The organism is Oleiharenicola lentus (assembly GCF_051660365.1).
GTDB lineage: Bacteria > Verrucomicrobiota > Verrucomicrobiia > Opitutales > Opitutaceae > Lacunisphaera > Lacunisphaera lenta_A.
Genome location: NZ_JBOZXB010000001.1, coordinates 2,477,316 through 2,491,899, shown reverse-complemented (window position 1 = coordinate 2,491,899; position 14,584 = coordinate 2,477,316). Strand labels below are relative to the sequence as shown.

The window sequence follows — 14,584 nt, the reverse complement described above, 5'->3', positions numbered from 1 at the left end:
TTGTCGCCTCAACTTTCTTCTTCATTTTGAACATCATTTTATTCGATCGTCCGGAAGTCGAGCTTCCCCTGCCTCCTAGCGACCCGCGTGCGCGACATATTTTAGATACTTTGCGCAGGAAGCCCGGCGAGCCGTTCGAGGTAGGCATCATCAATGGCCCGCGCGGCCAAGCCAAGCTGCGTGCGACCAATTCCCCATCGTTAAAACTGGATTTCGAATGGACGGCCGAACCGCTTCCGCCACCGCCGTTGCATTTAATTATTGGCCTGCCCCGTCCGCAAACCGCGCGCGACATCCTGCGCGACGCGACCACGCTCGGCGTCGCCGCAATCCATTTTGTGCGCACGGAAAAAGGTGAACCGAGTTACGCCAGTAGTTCACTCTGGCAATCGGGCGAATGGCGACGCCACCTCATCACCGGCGCGTCGCAGGCGTTTTCCACGCAACTGCCCGTTGTGCAATCCAGTCAAACGTTGGCCGAAGCCGTCGCCACGTTGCCTGCGACCAACCGCATCGTCCTCGATAACTACGAGTCCGCGGAAGTGCTTTCGAAGTGCGCGTTTGCTGCGAACCAACCCGTGACCATCGCCATCGGCTCCGAGCGCGGCTGGTCTTCGGGTGAACGCAACTTCTTCCGCGACCAACAGTTCACCTTCGCCCATCTCGGCACACGCGTGTTGCGCACCGAGACGGCGGTCGTCGCGGCGCTTACGTTGGTGAAAGCAAAGCTCGGTTGGCTCTGAAAAAATTCGCCGTCGGTTGCTGCGAGCCTTTGCCCAGCCGCTTCACGCACGTCCAGCCCACGGGCTTCAATTCGATTTCTCCGGGCATCTCGAACATCACGACCGGATCGGCTTTGCTCGCGAGCAACACGTCCATCTGCGCGAAAATCTTCGGCCCGACCTCGCGAATGATTTCATAAGGCGGATCTACAAATACCAAATCCGGCAACGTCGCGCCCGGCGGCAGTATCAGCTTTCCCGCGTCGGTGTTTATGACGTAAACTCCAGCCTCGGTGCGACCGACGCTTTTGCAGACCGCCGTGAGATTTTGTCGGATGAACGCGGCAGTTTTAGCGTTTTTCTCCACAAACGTCCCGCCAGCCGCGCCCCGACTAATCGCTTCGAGCCCGTAAGAACCGCTTCCTGCGAACAAATCCAGAAAAACCGCTCCCTCGATCCGCGCCGCCAGGCTGGAGAACACGGACTGTCGCATGGCATCCGTCGCCGGACGCACCGAGTCACCTTTCGGCAAATGGATCGGAATACCCCGGGCTTGACCGCCAGTAATACGCATAAAATCAGGTTCTGTTTCTTGACCGACCGCAGCCCAGCGTCGCCTCGGAGTTTTCCCGATGCAGGGTAAATACCGGAACACTTCTTGCTAACTGCGGTTGTAACATAGCATTTGCGCAACTGAGCCGGTGGACTAGCCTCTGCCGACGCGGTTGCAGGTCATTACTGACCTAATTGGCCTCGCGGCCGCGCAAAAGGCAACGCCTTACCTAGCACACCAAGCATGTTTTCCCGGACCACACTCTGGCTGATCGCCGCTGCCCTGACGGCTGCAGTTTCCGCGCGCGCCGATGAAGACAACGCTTGGCCGGTGTTCGTGAAACATGATTCGCCCGAGCCGCAAACCCGCTCGGTGCAATACGTCGGCCCGCTCTTCTTCGCAAAAGAAACTCCGGGAAAAAAGGTGCACGGTTTCCGGCCATTTTACATGGAGACGGTCGAGGCGGATCGCGAAACCGACCTGCTCTTTTATCCGTTCTTCAGTTGGCAAAAACGCGGCGACACGCGCGTCTTCAGTTTCTTCCAACTCGTCAACGATCGGGACGAGAAAAACTTCGAAGGCAAACCGACGCATTACTTCGACGTGTGGCCATTTTATTTTTCACGTCACTCCGGTGACGAACGCTACGACTACAAAGCGCTTTTCCCGGTCGCCGGCACGATCAAGAACCGCTTCGGCCGCGACCGTATCAACTTCTTCGTTTTCCCGCTTTACGGACACACCGAGAAAGATGGTCGCCACATCAAGCACACCCCGTGGCCTTTCGTGCGCACGATTTATGGCAACGGTCACAAAGGCTTCGAACTCTGGCCGCTCTTCGGTCACAAAGGCCGCGAAGGCGATTACCGCAGCCAGTTCTACCTCTGGCCGCTGATCTACAAAAACGAACGCAAGCTCTCCGAACCCGTGCCTTCTGTGAGCGTGGGCTTTCTGCCGTTCTACACGCGCGACACTGCACCGGGTTACATTAACGAAAACTTCGTCTGGCCATTCTTCGGTTACAGTGACCGCACCGAACCGGTAAAATATCACGAAACGCGCTACTTCTGGCCGTTCCTCGTGCAAGCACACGGCGACGTGCGCAACGTCAACCGCTGGGCACCGTTCTACACGCACTCGGTCAACAAAGGCTACGACAAGACGTGGTATCTGTGGCCGCTCGTCCGCCATGCCGAATGGACTGACGACGGCATCACGCAGGAGAAAAACCAATTTCTCTATTTCGTTTATTGGTCGCTCAAACAAACCAGCGCCACCAATCCCAACGCCGCGCCCGCGCACAAAACCCACCTCTGGCCGCTCATCAGTTCGTGGGACAACGGCGCCGGCCGCAAGCAGGCCCAAGTGCTCAGCCCGTTCGAAGTGTTCTTCCCGACCAACGAACCGATCCGCCAGCTCTACACGCCGTTCTTTGCGATCTACCGTTTTGATCAACAAGCGCCGAATCACACCCGCCACGCCGTGCTCTGGAATTTGCTCAGTTGGAAAAACACTCCCGCCGACAAAGAATTTCACCTTGGCCCGATCCTTAACGTGAAGGCGGCCGACAACCGCCAGCGCATCGCCCTCGGGCGCGGTTTGATTTCTCTACAACGCCCGCGCGGCGAACGCGTCTGGCGCCTCAAGCTTTTCGATTTCCGTTCCACTCCCGCCCCTTCGCCGGCCACCGCAGCCGCCACACCATGAAGCAACTGAACCTTATCCTCGGCCATATCGGCGGCACGCTTCTGCTGCTCGTTCGGTCGTTAAAACACCTGCCCACGCTGCCGCGCCAATGGGGGCGCTTCATCGAACAGTGTTACCTCATCGGCTACACCTCGCTGCCGATCGTCACGATCCTGACCTTCTTCATCGGCAGTGTGCTCGCCCTCCAAAGCGGTTACAGCATGGAGAATTTCGGTGCGAAGCAGTTCATCGGCACGCTCGTCGGCCTCTCCGTCGTGCGTGAACTCGGGCCGGTGATGGTCGCAATCCTGATCGCGGGCCGCGTCGGTTCTGCCATCGCCGCCGAGCTGGCTTCGATGAAAGTTTACCAAGAAGTCGACGCGCTCGTGACCATGAACATTCCGCCGGAGCGCATCCTCGTTCTCCCGCGTCTTGCGGCGATTCTTGTCATGATGCCCGCGCTGACCTTGATCGGCATCGTCTGCGGTTGGTATGGCGGCGCCATCGTCTGCCAATACACCCACATCATCTCACTCGATAGCGAAGCTTACTTCGCGGCGTTGAAAGCTTACATGAAGACCGGCGATGTGATCGACGGCCTGCTCAAGGCCGAAGTCTTTGGTTTCGTGATCGTGCTCGTGTGCTGCTACATTGGCCTCAACACGCGTGGCGGTCCGCGTGAGATCGGCGCTTCCGTCACGAAGGCGGTCGTCTCCTCCCTCATTCTCATCCTGGTGCTCGACTACTTCGTCACCAAAGCCCTCCTCTGAACGCCATGAGCACTCACGCAGCTTACACCGCCTCGCCGTTCCTCGGGAAAACCTACGGCGTCACTGTTTCCGGTCTTACCAAGAAATTTGGCAACGTCACCGTGCTCCGCGGCATCGATCTCGAAATCAAGCCCGGCGAAATTTTCTGCATCATGGGCCCCAGCGGCTCCGGCAAAACGGTTTTGCTGAAACACATCGCCGGCCTCGAACGCGCCACCAGCGGTGGCGTGAAGATCGGCGAATTCGATGCCGCCGACCCCGAGACGCGCGAAAAAATCCACCTCGCCCTCGTGTTCCAAGCCGGCGCGCTCTTCAACTCACTCAGCGTTTACGATAACCTCGCGCTTTACCCGCGCGAACACCGCCTCTGCGCCGAAGCCGGCATTCGCGAACGCGTGATGAATGCGCTGACGATTCTCTCGCTCGAAAAAGCCGCGAAGAAAATGCCGTCCGAACTCTCCGGCGGCATGCGCAAACGCGTCGCCATCGCCCGCGCGCTGGTGATGGAGCCGCAACTCCTCATCTACGACGAACCGACTTCCGAACTCGATCCCGTCATGGCCGCGACCATCGGCGAAGTCATCGCCACACTCCGCGAGCAAACCGCCGTCACGAGCATCGTCGTCACCCACGATCGCGATCTCGCGATGAACATCGCCGACCGCATCGCATTTATTTTCGACGGCAAGATCCACGCGATCGGCACGCCGGCGGATTTCAAAAACCCGAAAGATCCCGCCATCGCCAACTTCCTTAATCCGGTCATCGACCTCAAAAATCCCCGTTTCAAATTGGAGAACAACCATGAATAACAAACATCAGTCCATTCGCGTCGGGCTATTTTTCATCCTCGGCCTCGCGCTTGCCTGGATCACCTTCGAGTCGCTCAGCGGCGGCGGTGGTTTCAAGAAACAGGGCTACACGCTCGTCGCTCCCTTCGCGAGTTTGAAGGGCCTCAAGACCGGTGACGACGTCCTCATGGCCGGCGTCAAAATCGGCTCCGTAAAAGACACGCGCCTCGGCAACAAACGCGTCGAGGCCGTGCTCGCCATCGATCCGAAAGTGCAAATTCCCGTGGACGCCGTTGCTTCCGTGCAAACATCCAGCCTCCTCGGCAGCCAGCACCTCGCGGTGAGCTTCGGCGAATCCGCCACGATGCTCCAGCCTAACGCCGAACTCAAAACCCTGCCGACCGTCGACCTAAACGAAGTCATCGCGAAGCTCGGCTCCGTCGGCAACAAGCTCGAGGAACTCCTCGGCACCTTCACCGGCGGCGGCGCGGGTGGCACGGGTGGCGGCCCCGGCGGCTTGTTTCAAAAACTCGACACGCTCGTCACAGAAAACGGCCCGAAGCTTTCCGAAACCCTCGCCAACTTGCAGGAAATCTCCGGCAAAATCAAAAGCGGCGAAGGCACGCTCGGTAAGCTCATCAATGATCCAAAACTCCACGACGAACTGCTCGCCGGCGTGAGCGAAATCAAACTCGCCGCCGCCGACGCGCGCACGTTCATGAGCGACACCAAAGGCATCGTCGCCGACGTCAAAGCCGGCAAAGGCACCATCGGCATGCTGCTCTACGACGAAGCCACGGCCGACAGCGTCAAAGTCACCGCAAAAAATCTCCGCGAACTTTCCGAAAAACTTAACGGCGGCCAAGGCACGCTCGGCAAGTTGATCTCGGACGACTCGCTCTACGTCGAAGTCCAAGGCATCGTGAAGAAAGCTGATCGCGCCCTCGAAGGCCTCGGCGATCAAGGCCCGATCACCGCCGTCGGTGTCGTCGCGGGCGCGTTGTTCTAAACGAAAGAACGCCCCCCAGGAAATTTCGTTGTTCTCTCGAAGCCGGCTCATGCGAGCCGGCTTTTATTTGGCCAATTCCTAAACTGGAGGCGGGGGCATTAACCCCGCGGGACATCATTTTACCGACGTAACGTGTAGGTTGCGCGCTTGCGCGCAACGTGGTGAACGAGCGCACAACCTACAGAGCAAACCCGCGGGGCTGATGCTCTGGTCTCCAAAGAATCGCGTGCGCGAAAAAAAACAGCGGCCCCTTCCGGAGGCCGCTGCGAAGCGAATTGAACTGTGCGATGAACCTTAGAACTGGCGGCTCAGGCGCACATACCAGAAGGCGGGCTCGGCGGTGTTGATCGCCGGGTTGTAGCCGAACTGGCTGGAGATGTAGAATGGCGGATCTTCGTTGAGCACATTGCGCACGCCGACCGTCACGCGGGTCTTCCACGGAGTTTGGTAGCTGACCTGCGGATTGATGCGGATTTGGGCCTTGGTATCAGGCTCGGTGCCGGCGCCCGTGAAGAGCTGCGCGGGATAAGAACCGATGTAGTTGACGAAGATCGAAGCGGCCCATGGGCCCTTGCGCCACGCGAGAGTCGCACTGCCGCGCCACAACGGGACGCTGTCGGTGCCGTCAATGTCGATGGCAGTCGTCACGCCGAGCGAGGAAACCGTGTCGCGCTCAAAGTTACCGAGGTAGGTCGCCGTCGCGCCCAAGCTAAAGGTGCCGAGGGTCGGGAAGGTGCGGACGTAGTTCACGCCAAAATCCCAGCTCTCGTTGACCACCTTGTTGGCGTTGAACCAATCGGTGGCGACGAAGTCGATAACGCCGACCGTGAAGCCAGCCGCGATTTCAGCCGGCGTGAGTGCTTTGCGCACGACGCGACCGGCGGGCAAGACGAGTTCGTTCGTGAGCGTGAACGCCGCGGCGTCGCGCGTGATCAGATTGTCCTGATCGAACTTGATGTAGCCGATATCAAACGTGAGGCCCTTGAAAAGCTTGCCCGGAACTTCGATGACGATGCCACCGTAGGTCGCATCCGTTTCTTCAGGTTGCAAATCAGGGTTGCCGCGTCCGACGGTTTTCAACTGGCCGGAAGGTTGGTCGGGACGGCGCGGATCGAACAATTGATTGCTGGTGAATGAAACGCTGCCGGTTTGGTAGAGGAACGCCAAGTCCGGCGCCTTGAACGATTGCGAGAACGAGCCGCGCACGAGCAACCATGGGGTCGCACGCCATGCAGCAGCGGCCTTTGGCTTCGTCGTCTTGCCGAAGTCCGAATAGTCTTCGAAGCGAGCGGCGAGTTGGACTTCCACTTTCTTCAGCACCGGGATTTTCAATTCGGCGTAAGCGGACGTAACGTCACGCGCGCCCGTGTAACCGAAGCCTTCAGAACCACCCACGATGTTGCCGGTTTCGTTTTCGAGCGTGCGCACATCGATGAGTTTTTCCTGACGGTATTCAACGCCCACGGCGGCACCGACGGCGCCAGCCGGTAGGTTAAACACATCGCCACTGACTGACGCGTCGTAGAGCTCCGCGGTGAAGCGGGCCTTGGTCGGATTCGTGCCGGAGTAGTAATCCGTCACGCGGGGATCTTCCGGGCCGAACGGATTGGCGTAGAGAATCTGGCCGCCGATGTTCAAACCGTTGAGCGCTTCCTGCACGCGGCTGTCGAACGACGTGCCAGGCGAAGCGTTATCGAAGGAACCTTGGGCAAACATGTAGGCGGATTCCCACGTCCACTTGTTCGGCAATTCGCCACCGAGACCCACGATGTAGCGCGGGTAATCGGAAGTCGTGTCCACGATGCGAGGACCGGCATTCACGAGGCGGAACGTGCTAAGCTCGATCGCCTGGCCGGCGGCGCCAAAATAGCGCGTGCCGTAAGGATTGAACGGGCTGGCCGCAGGAACTACGAGGCGGCTGTTGGTGCCCGCGCCGCGATCAGTGGTGCCGAATGGCGAAGGAGCCGAAAGATTGATCGTCTCGACGCGCTTGAAGAGAAGATCGGCGAAACCGTAGAGGGTGTCAGAGAAATCGTGCTTCAAGTAGGCACCGAAACCACGGGTGGTTTGCCCCGGCAACAACGTGGAGTCTTGCTGGAAGTTATAAAAGCCCGCACCCGTCGCACGCGAAGCGGCAACCGCGCCGGCCGAGTTTGGATCGGTCGTCGGGCCCGTGAACGTGCGGATCGTCGCCGTGCCCGGAATGAAGAAACGGGCCGGGAACGTGCTGGCACTACGCAAGTCGCCACCGATGACGAGACCCGTGACCGGATCTTGTTCCACCTGATTGGGCGAGGTTTGGTCACGACGAAGATCCGCGTTATCCGAGAAATCGAGGTCGCGGTTCATCAGCATATTGCGGGAGGAATAATCCGCCGTAACGAGCAGGCTGGTTTTCTCGGTGTGTGCGCCCGCGATGACGAACGCGGTTACTTCCTGAGAATCTGTGCCGAAGGTATTGCCGAAGGAAACATCGACGCCGAGACCTTCATACGAGCGCTTCAACTGAATGTTGAGCACGCCGGCGACTGCGTCGGAACCGTAAATGGCGGACGCGCCGTCCTTCAGGATTTCGATGCTCTCGATGGCCGAGGTCGGAATCTGGCGGATATCGATGACCGATTGGAAACCGTTGAACGCACCCGCGCCCGACGGCACCGCGCGGCGACCGTTAATCAACACGAGCGTGTTATTGTTGCCGAGACCGCGGAAGTTGACCGTCGAGCTGCCCGAGGCGAAACCGGTGCCGGAGCTTTCCGGGGAAATTGTGCCGGCACTATTGAACGGCATCGCACGCAGCGCGTCTTCGACGTTCGAGAAACCGGTGTTCAGCAAATCGGCTTGGGTGATGCGAACGACCGGACTCGGCGTCTCCGCGTCGATGCGCTTGATGCGCGAACCGACGACCGAAAACGTCTCGAGTTTAACATTTTCCGTCGGCGTGCCTTGAGCGGGCGGCTGTTGGGCAAAAGCGGCCGTGGCCGCGAACGCTGGCAGGGCAAGCGCGACCAGTCGCGCCCGACCCCACGTGCGTGGAGTGCGTGTTGAGTTCATGCTTGAGTGCTGTGTGTTGGTGCGAGGGCCGCGGTGAGTCCGCGCCTTCGTTATGACACCGCAGGAGGCGAGGAATGAGGCTCAGGCTCAACGACCGTGCGACCAGCCTACACCCGCGAGATTCAAAGCGCCTTTAATACTGCCCGAGTCGCTAATGCACTGCGACCAACACCAAAAAAGCACGTCGAACTCCTAATCACCTCACAAATGCGCTTTCAAATCGTGCACGAACGTGCGGCTGACTTTGAGTTTTGTGCCGTTGGTCAACTCGACGGTGTATTCGCCGTAGAGCGCCGGACTCGCTTTTCGCATGTGCCGCAGGTTTACGATCGTCGAACGATGGATGCGCACGAAGTGGGCGGGATCGAGTTTCTCCATCATCTTATGCAGCGACATGCGCACGAAGCGCGATTTGTCCGTCACGTGCAGTCGCACGTAATCACCATCCGATTCGATCCACAAAATATCCTCCGGGGCCATCACGTGAATCTCCCCGTCGCAGCGAATAAACAAGCGCCCGTCGCTTTCGCGTGGTTTGGTGGCGGGCGCGGAACTGTCCGACTGAGTCGCCCCTTCACGCAATCGCTGCATCGCCGCGATGACTTCATCCAGCCGTTGCGAGAGGCTGTTGCGATCAAGGCTACGCACGGCGGTCTTGGCGCGATTAAGCGCTTCCGCAAAACGGGCGCGATTAAATGGTTTGAGCACGTAGTCCACGGCCTGCACTTCAAACGCCTGGAGCGCGAAGTGATCATACGCCGTGACAAACACAACCTGCGGGAGCAAATCCGACGGCAATTTTCCGAGCACGTCGAAACCGGTCATGCCCGGCATCTGCACATCGAGGAACACGAGATCCGGGCGCTGTTTCTTAATCGCCTCGACCGCTTGCGGCCCGGTGCCGCACTGGCCGATGATTTCGATTTCACTGTCGGCCTGGAGCAACACCGCGACGTTTTCTCGAGCGAGCACTTCGTCATCAATGATCAGGGTGCGAATGGTTGCAGTCATGGTTTTCATGGGGAGTTGGTTTGAAAGGGAATGATTATTTCGGCGCGCACGCCGCGCGGAAGCTGGTCGCGCAGGCGCAGGCGCGCGTCGTCGCCGTAGAGCATGTTGAGTCGCGCGATGGTGTTTTGCGTGCCGATGCCGTGCACGAGGTCTTCGTCGCTCGGCAACGCGGGGCCGTCGTTGTAAACGGAGAGCAGCAAACGCGTGCCATCTCGTTCGGCGCTGATGCGCAGGATTTGGGCGGAGGCGTCTTTCGAGATGCCATGTTTCATCGCGTTCTCCACGAGCGGTTGAAGGATCAAACTCGGCACCAACGCGCGCAGGCATTTCGGCGAGATGGCCCACTCCACTTTGAGCCTGTCTTGGAAACGGATGCTTTCGATTTCGAGGTAGCGACGGAGAAATTCCAGTTCGTGTTCGAGGGCTTCGCGCGATTCCTGCCGATGATCCAAAGCGCGGCGCAACAGCTCGCCGAGCCCGGCCACGATTTCCTCGGCTTCCCGCGTGCGCCCGTTGCGGATGAGGCTCGTGATCGAGTTGAGCGTGTTAAACAGAAAATGCGGATGCAGTTGCATCTTGAGCGCATCCAAACTCGCGCGCACGAGGCGCGTCTCCAGTTGCGCGTTTGCGACCTGTAATTCCCCGGTCAACTGCTGGCCGGCGCGCCACTCGCGGTAGAAATTCATCGCGTAGAGCGCGAGCACGAGCGCGAGGTAAAAATGTGCCGGCAGGTAATTCCAGTAGCGCAGCAACCCCAGGTCATTCACCACGACCGGCAAAAACGATGCCGGGAGATGATTCACCACCACCATCCGCGCACCTTGCAGCACGACGAAGAGCGCCGTAATCGCGAACGCGGTCAACCCATGCAACGCCACGGCCCACGCCCAATGCCGGCCGCTTCGATTGAGGTAGCGCTGCAAAAGCAAAATCAGCGGCAAAAACACCCACCACAACACCTCCAGCGGCCATCGCTTGAGATCCGTATCGCGAAATACCGCGGAAGGTTCGCCGCTGAGCCACGCATGGGCATCCCACCACAGCCACGCGATCCCCGCGACCGTGATCAGGAGCCACAAACCAAACCACAGGCGTTCGCGCCGCCACCACGCCTGCGGGGCCGATTTAATTAAATTGGTCATTGGCCCAGGGTGACGTTTGCGGACTCTCTCGCAGGCTCAGCGGTTTTCAGCCGCAAGTGTTTCAACGACTGCCGTGCAAGCGGGTCGGGATACCAGCCCTCGACTTCGCGCGCGCGCAAAACCTGCCGACGCTCAAACATCAATGGGACAACGGGCACCGCTGCCATCGCGCGACGTTCCGCTTTTTCCAGCCATTGCAGACGCTCCGCGCCCGTCTTCCGATTGGCCGTGGTCAACAAGCGCGTCGTCTCGGCGTCGCTCCACTTGGTTTCGCTATAAATCGCCGGCATCAAAAACGTGCTCAATAAGTCGCCGGCATCGGGCACGGTCGCGACCAAAGCGCCAAACGTCACATCATAATCACCCGCACCGAGCTTGCTTGTGCTTCGATCGGTGGACTGGTCATACGAAATATAGGTGCGCACGCCAAGTTCCTGAAACCATTGTTCCGTGCAGAGCGCCGGCTTTGGATTCCCCTGCAGCCAGGCCGGTAAACACATGCTCAAAACTGGAAGGCCGACTCCGTCAGGATAACCCGCTTCCGCGAGGAGGCGGCGCGCCGCCGTCACATCGCGCTTAAATAATTGCAGCCCTTTTCTTCCGGGCATATCCGGCACCCACGAACTCGCGGGCACCAAGCGGCCCACTTCGGATTCATCGATCAACTGCGAGCGCTCAATCACCAACGCCAGCGCTTGACGCACCCGCACGTCCTGCAGCGGTTCGCGCGACGTGTTGAAATAAATCGCGACGACTCCGAGCGCGAGTTCGGACTCGGTCGTGAGCGCTCGCTCCGTGGGCGGTTTGCTCTTCGACGTCGGCCCCACCGGTGAAAGCAAATCCGCTTTGCCCGAGGCGACCAATAGTGAACCCGCTGTGAGACTGTTGACGCGGAGGAAATTCACGCCCGCCAATTCGACATGGATCCGATCGTGGTATTGATCGGACGCCACCAGGCGCAGCGTGTCACCGTCGACTTCCGCCAGTTTGAACGGGCCGTTGGTGACCAAGGCGTTCGCGTTTTTGAGATAAGTTTTCTCCTGCAGCACTTGCTCCGTGGTCGCGTGCAATGGCGCGAGCAACGGATCCGCAAGTTCCGCCACCATCGTGACGCGCGGCTGATCGAGTTCGATTTGCAGCGTGCGCGCATCCAACGCGTGAACGCCGACCGCCTCCGGTTGCGTGCGATCGCCGCGATGGTAGAGCTCGGCATTTTTCAGCGGGAAAAGCGTGTAAGCGACCTCGACCCCTTGGCGCAACAGCCGCAGCCAGCCGCGCACGTAGTCGTCAGCGGTTACCGGCTCGCCGTTACTCCAACGCGCATCGGCGCGAATTTTTAACGTGAGCACGCGGTAGTCTTGCGACCATTGCCAGCTCTCCGCCGCCGCTGGCATCGCGTCACCACTCGCTGGGTCGCACTCGATCAACGGCTCCCACAGGCACAGCGTGAAATGATTATAGGTGGAGACGGGAAACATGCGGCGATGGGGATCCGGCGTGAGCGGCTGCGTGTAAACCACGCGCAGCACATTATTTTCCACCGCTGGACGCGCCTCGACCGGCAGGGATTCGCGCGGGACAACGAACACCGAGCCCAGCGCGCCGCACAGGGCAAGCAACACCAGGCCGATCCACCCATGGAATCGCGCGTTAGTTATCATTTGTGTTTCTATCTACCGACGCCGGCAAGCGAACGCAATGCACTGCTCAACGACAACGCGCGTGTGGCCCATGCGCATTACCGTGCGATGAAACCACATCTTTAAGCGCCCAGTCTCATTTCAGACGATTCAACCGAAGGAATGAATTAGTGTATTTTTAGAGGCGGGCCATCAGCCCCGCGAGGCATCACCTTCGTAAACTCAAACTCGCGGGGCTGTTCGCCCAGCCTCCATTTCGAAACCAAATTCCGTTCACAAAAAAAGCGTCTCTTTCGAGACGCCTTTGAAACGATAAATCGAAACGCGCTTACAGTTTCGGGCCGCCCTGCGCGAGATTGCGCGCGCGGAGGCGAAGACCGTTGAGGCGGATGAAGCCGGTCGCGTCGGACTGATTATACCAGCTCTTCACGCCTTCCATCGACGCGATCTTGTCGTCGTAGAGGGAATACTTCGATTTGCGACCGCAGGTGATGATGTTGCCCTTGTAGAGCTTCAAGCGAACCGTGCCGGTCACGAACTTCTGGCTCTCATCGATCATCGCCTGAAGCATCTCGCGTTCCGGTGCGAACCAGAAGCCGTTGTAAACGAGTTCGGCGTATTTCGGGATGAAACCGTCACGCAAGTGCAGCACTTCGCGATCAAGCGTGAGCGACTCCACCTGGCGGTGCGCCTGCATGAGGATCGTGCCGCCCGGGGTTTCATACACGCCGCGGCTCTTCATGCCGACGAAGCGGTTTTCCACCAAGTCGACGCGACCGATGCCGTGTTTGCCACCGAGCTTGTTGAGCGCCTTGAGCACGCCACCCGGCGTGAGCTTCTTGCCATTAACGGAAACGCAATCGCCCTTCACGAAATCGAGCTCGACGTATTCCGCCTTGTCCGGCGCGTCTTCCGGGGAAACGGAAAGCTTGAACATGCCCTTGTTTTCTTCGGTCGTCGGATCGAACCAAGGATCCTCGAGGATGCCGGCTTCGTAGGAAATGTGGAGAAGGTTACGGTCCATCGAATACGGCTTCTTGAGCGACGCTTCGACGGGAATTTTGTGTTTTTCGCAGTAAGCGATCATCTCGGCGCGGCCCGGGAACAGCGCGCGGTATTCTTCCATTTTCCACGGAGCGATAATCGTAAGGCCGGGAGCGAGCGCCATGTAGGTGAGCTCGAAACGGCACTGATCGTTACCTTTGCCGGTGGCGCCGTGGGCGACAGTGTCGGCTTTTTCTTTCTTGGCGATTTCCACCTGGGCCTTCGCGATGAGCGGACGAGCGATGGAGGTGCCGAGGTAATATTGGCCCTCGTAAATCGCGTTGGCGCGAATCATCGGGTAGATAAAGTCGCTCGCGAATTCCTCGACGAGATCGAGCGTGTAGTGCTTCGAGGCGCCGGTCTTGAGCGCTTTCTTATCGAGGCCTTTCAGCTCCTCTTCCTGACCGACGTCAGCGGCAAACGTTACGATCTCCGCGTCGTAAGTTTCTTTGAGCCATTTAACGATGACGGAGGTGTCGAGACCTCCAGAGTAGGCGAGAACGATCTTCATAATAAGTGGTGAGTCGCCAGTGTTGGTAATCGCCCGTGGCGCGCAAAATAAAAATCATTTTTTTACCACTGCTGCACCGGACGAGAATTGCGTCGCTTGGCCACCACGGCGATCATCCGGGGTCGCCATGAAACGCACCGCGCCATCACGTTATGGATTCCAAAAAGGGTTTACCCTCGTGGAAATCATGATCGTGGTCGTGATCATCGGCTTGTTGTCCGCGATGGCGATTCCCGCGTTCAAGCACGTGCGTGAGTCCGCGCAAAACAGCCGCATCACGAATGACTTTCGAATTTTCTCCCAAGCATTTGAAACGCACGCCTTGGACAATGCCGGCTGGCCGGCAAATTCGAGCGCGGGCGTAGTGCCTGCGGGAATGAGCGGCTCGTTCAGCGCCAATTCTTGGCAGGCAATCACACCGCTCGGCGGACGCTGGAATTGGGACCGCGACAACTTCGGCGTCTCCGCTGGCATTTCCATTTCAGGCTTCACCTGCACGGTCGAACAAATCACCGCACTTGATAAACGCATGGACGACGGCGACCTCTCGACCGGCCGGCTTAAACTCACCGCGAGCAACCGCGTCACTTGGGAACTCGAGCCGCAGAGCTAGTTCTTCGTTCGAAGAGATAAACCGCGAACCCGATCCGA

Annotated in this window: 12 protein-coding genes; 6 read left to right on the top strand and 6 right to left on the bottom strand. The window is 59.0% G+C overall.

Going from position 1 to position 14,584, the window contains the following annotated elements; genetic code table 11:
* Nucleotides 1-26 precede the first annotated feature (26 nt).
* The gene (locus ACRRQW_RS09455) at nucleotides 27-743 is read left to right on the top strand and encodes a 16S rRNA (uracil(1498)-N(3))-methyltransferase (RefSeq protein ID WP_438481066.1); all 717 of its coding nucleotides are present in this window, start codon (nucleotides 27-29) and stop codon (nucleotides 741-743) included.
* Here the strand turns inward: ACRRQW_RS09455 and ACRRQW_RS09450 are convergent.
* Nucleotides 709-1,296 (bottom strand): RsmD family RNA methyltransferase, encoded by a 588-nt coding sequence (locus ACRRQW_RS09450; protein ID WP_438481064.1) that lies wholly within the window; start codon nucleotides 1,294-1,296, stop codon nucleotides 709-711. The two genes, ACRRQW_RS09455 and ACRRQW_RS09450, sit on opposite strands and share 35 nt — an antisense overlap.
* 222 nt (nucleotides 1,297-1,518) lie before the next feature.
* On the opposite strand from ACRRQW_RS09450, the gene ACRRQW_RS09445 reads away from it, so the two are divergent.
* Genes ACRRQW_RS09445 through ACRRQW_RS09430 form a run of 4 tightly spaced genes read left to right on the top strand, consistent with a single transcriptional unit; the run spans nucleotide 1,519 to nucleotide 5,531 of the window.
* The gene (locus ACRRQW_RS09445; RefSeq protein ID WP_438481063.1) at nucleotides 1,519-2,982 is read left to right on the top strand and encodes a hypothetical protein; all 1,464 of its coding nucleotides are present in this window, start codon (nucleotides 1,519-1,521) and stop codon (nucleotides 2,980-2,982) included.
* Nucleotides 2,979-3,731, top strand: a complete 753-nt coding sequence (locus ACRRQW_RS09440) for an MlaE family ABC transporter permease (protein ID WP_438481062.1) — start codon at nucleotides 2,979-2,981, stop codon at nucleotides 3,729-3,731. The genes ACRRQW_RS09445 and ACRRQW_RS09440 overlap by 4 nt, the downstream gene beginning before the upstream one ends.
* A 5-nt stretch (nucleotides 3,732-3,736) precedes the next feature.
* Nucleotides 3,737-4,543 carry an ABC transporter ATP-binding protein gene (locus tag ACRRQW_RS09435; protein ID WP_438481060.1) on the top strand — a complete coding sequence of 269 codons (807 nt, stop codon included), beginning with the start codon at nucleotides 3,737-3,739 and terminating at the stop codon, nucleotides 4,541-4,543.
* A complete protein-coding gene (locus tag ACRRQW_RS09430; protein WP_438481058.1) occupies nucleotides 4,536-5,531 on the top strand; it encodes an MlaD family protein in 996 nt (331 codons plus the stop codon). The genes ACRRQW_RS09435 and ACRRQW_RS09430 overlap by 8 nt, the downstream gene beginning before the upstream one ends.
* Before the next feature lie 294 nt (nucleotides 5,532-5,825).
* On the opposite strand, the gene ACRRQW_RS09425 is transcribed toward ACRRQW_RS09430, so the two are convergent.
* From ACRRQW_RS09425 to ACRRQW_RS09405, 5 genes are all read right to left on the bottom strand, one after another.
* Nucleotides 5,826-8,585, bottom strand: coding sequence for a TonB-dependent receptor plug domain-containing protein (locus ACRRQW_RS09425; RefSeq protein WP_438481056.1), 2,760 nt, complete (start codon nucleotides 8,583-8,585; stop codon nucleotides 5,826-5,828).
* A 201-nt stretch (nucleotides 8,586-8,786) separates the two neighbouring features.
* Complete coding sequence (locus tag ACRRQW_RS09420) at nucleotides 8,787-9,605, bottom strand: LytR/AlgR family response regulator transcription factor (RefSeq protein ID WP_438481054.1); 819 nt, start codon at nucleotides 9,603-9,605, stop codon at nucleotides 8,787-8,789.
* Nucleotides 9,602-10,738: a sensor histidine kinase gene (locus tag ACRRQW_RS09415; protein WP_438481052.1), complete on the bottom strand. Its 1,137-nt coding sequence runs from the start codon at nucleotides 10,736-10,738 to the stop codon at nucleotides 9,602-9,604. The genes ACRRQW_RS09420 and ACRRQW_RS09415 overlap by 4 nt, the downstream gene beginning before the upstream one ends.
* Nucleotides 10,735-12,399, bottom strand: coding sequence for a peptide ABC transporter substrate-binding protein (locus ACRRQW_RS09410; RefSeq protein WP_438481050.1), 1,665 nt, complete (start codon nucleotides 12,397-12,399; stop codon nucleotides 10,735-10,737). Before ACRRQW_RS09410 ends, ACRRQW_RS09415 begins: the two co-directional genes overlap by 4 nt.
* A gap of 307 nt (nucleotides 12,400-12,706) precedes the next feature.
* On the bottom strand, nucleotides 12,707-13,933 hold the full coding sequence (locus ACRRQW_RS09405; protein WP_438481049.1) for an argininosuccinate synthase: 1,227 nt from the start codon (nucleotides 13,931-13,933) through the stop codon (nucleotides 12,707-12,709).
* A gap of 127 nt (nucleotides 13,934-14,060) precedes the next feature.
* Between ACRRQW_RS09405 and ACRRQW_RS09400 the strand changes: the two genes are divergently transcribed.
* Nucleotides 14,061-14,546: a type II secretion system protein gene (locus ACRRQW_RS09400; RefSeq protein ID WP_438481048.1), complete on the top strand. Its 486-nt coding sequence runs from the start codon at nucleotides 14,061-14,063 to the stop codon at nucleotides 14,544-14,546.
* Nucleotides 14,547-14,584: the final 38 nt, after the last annotated feature.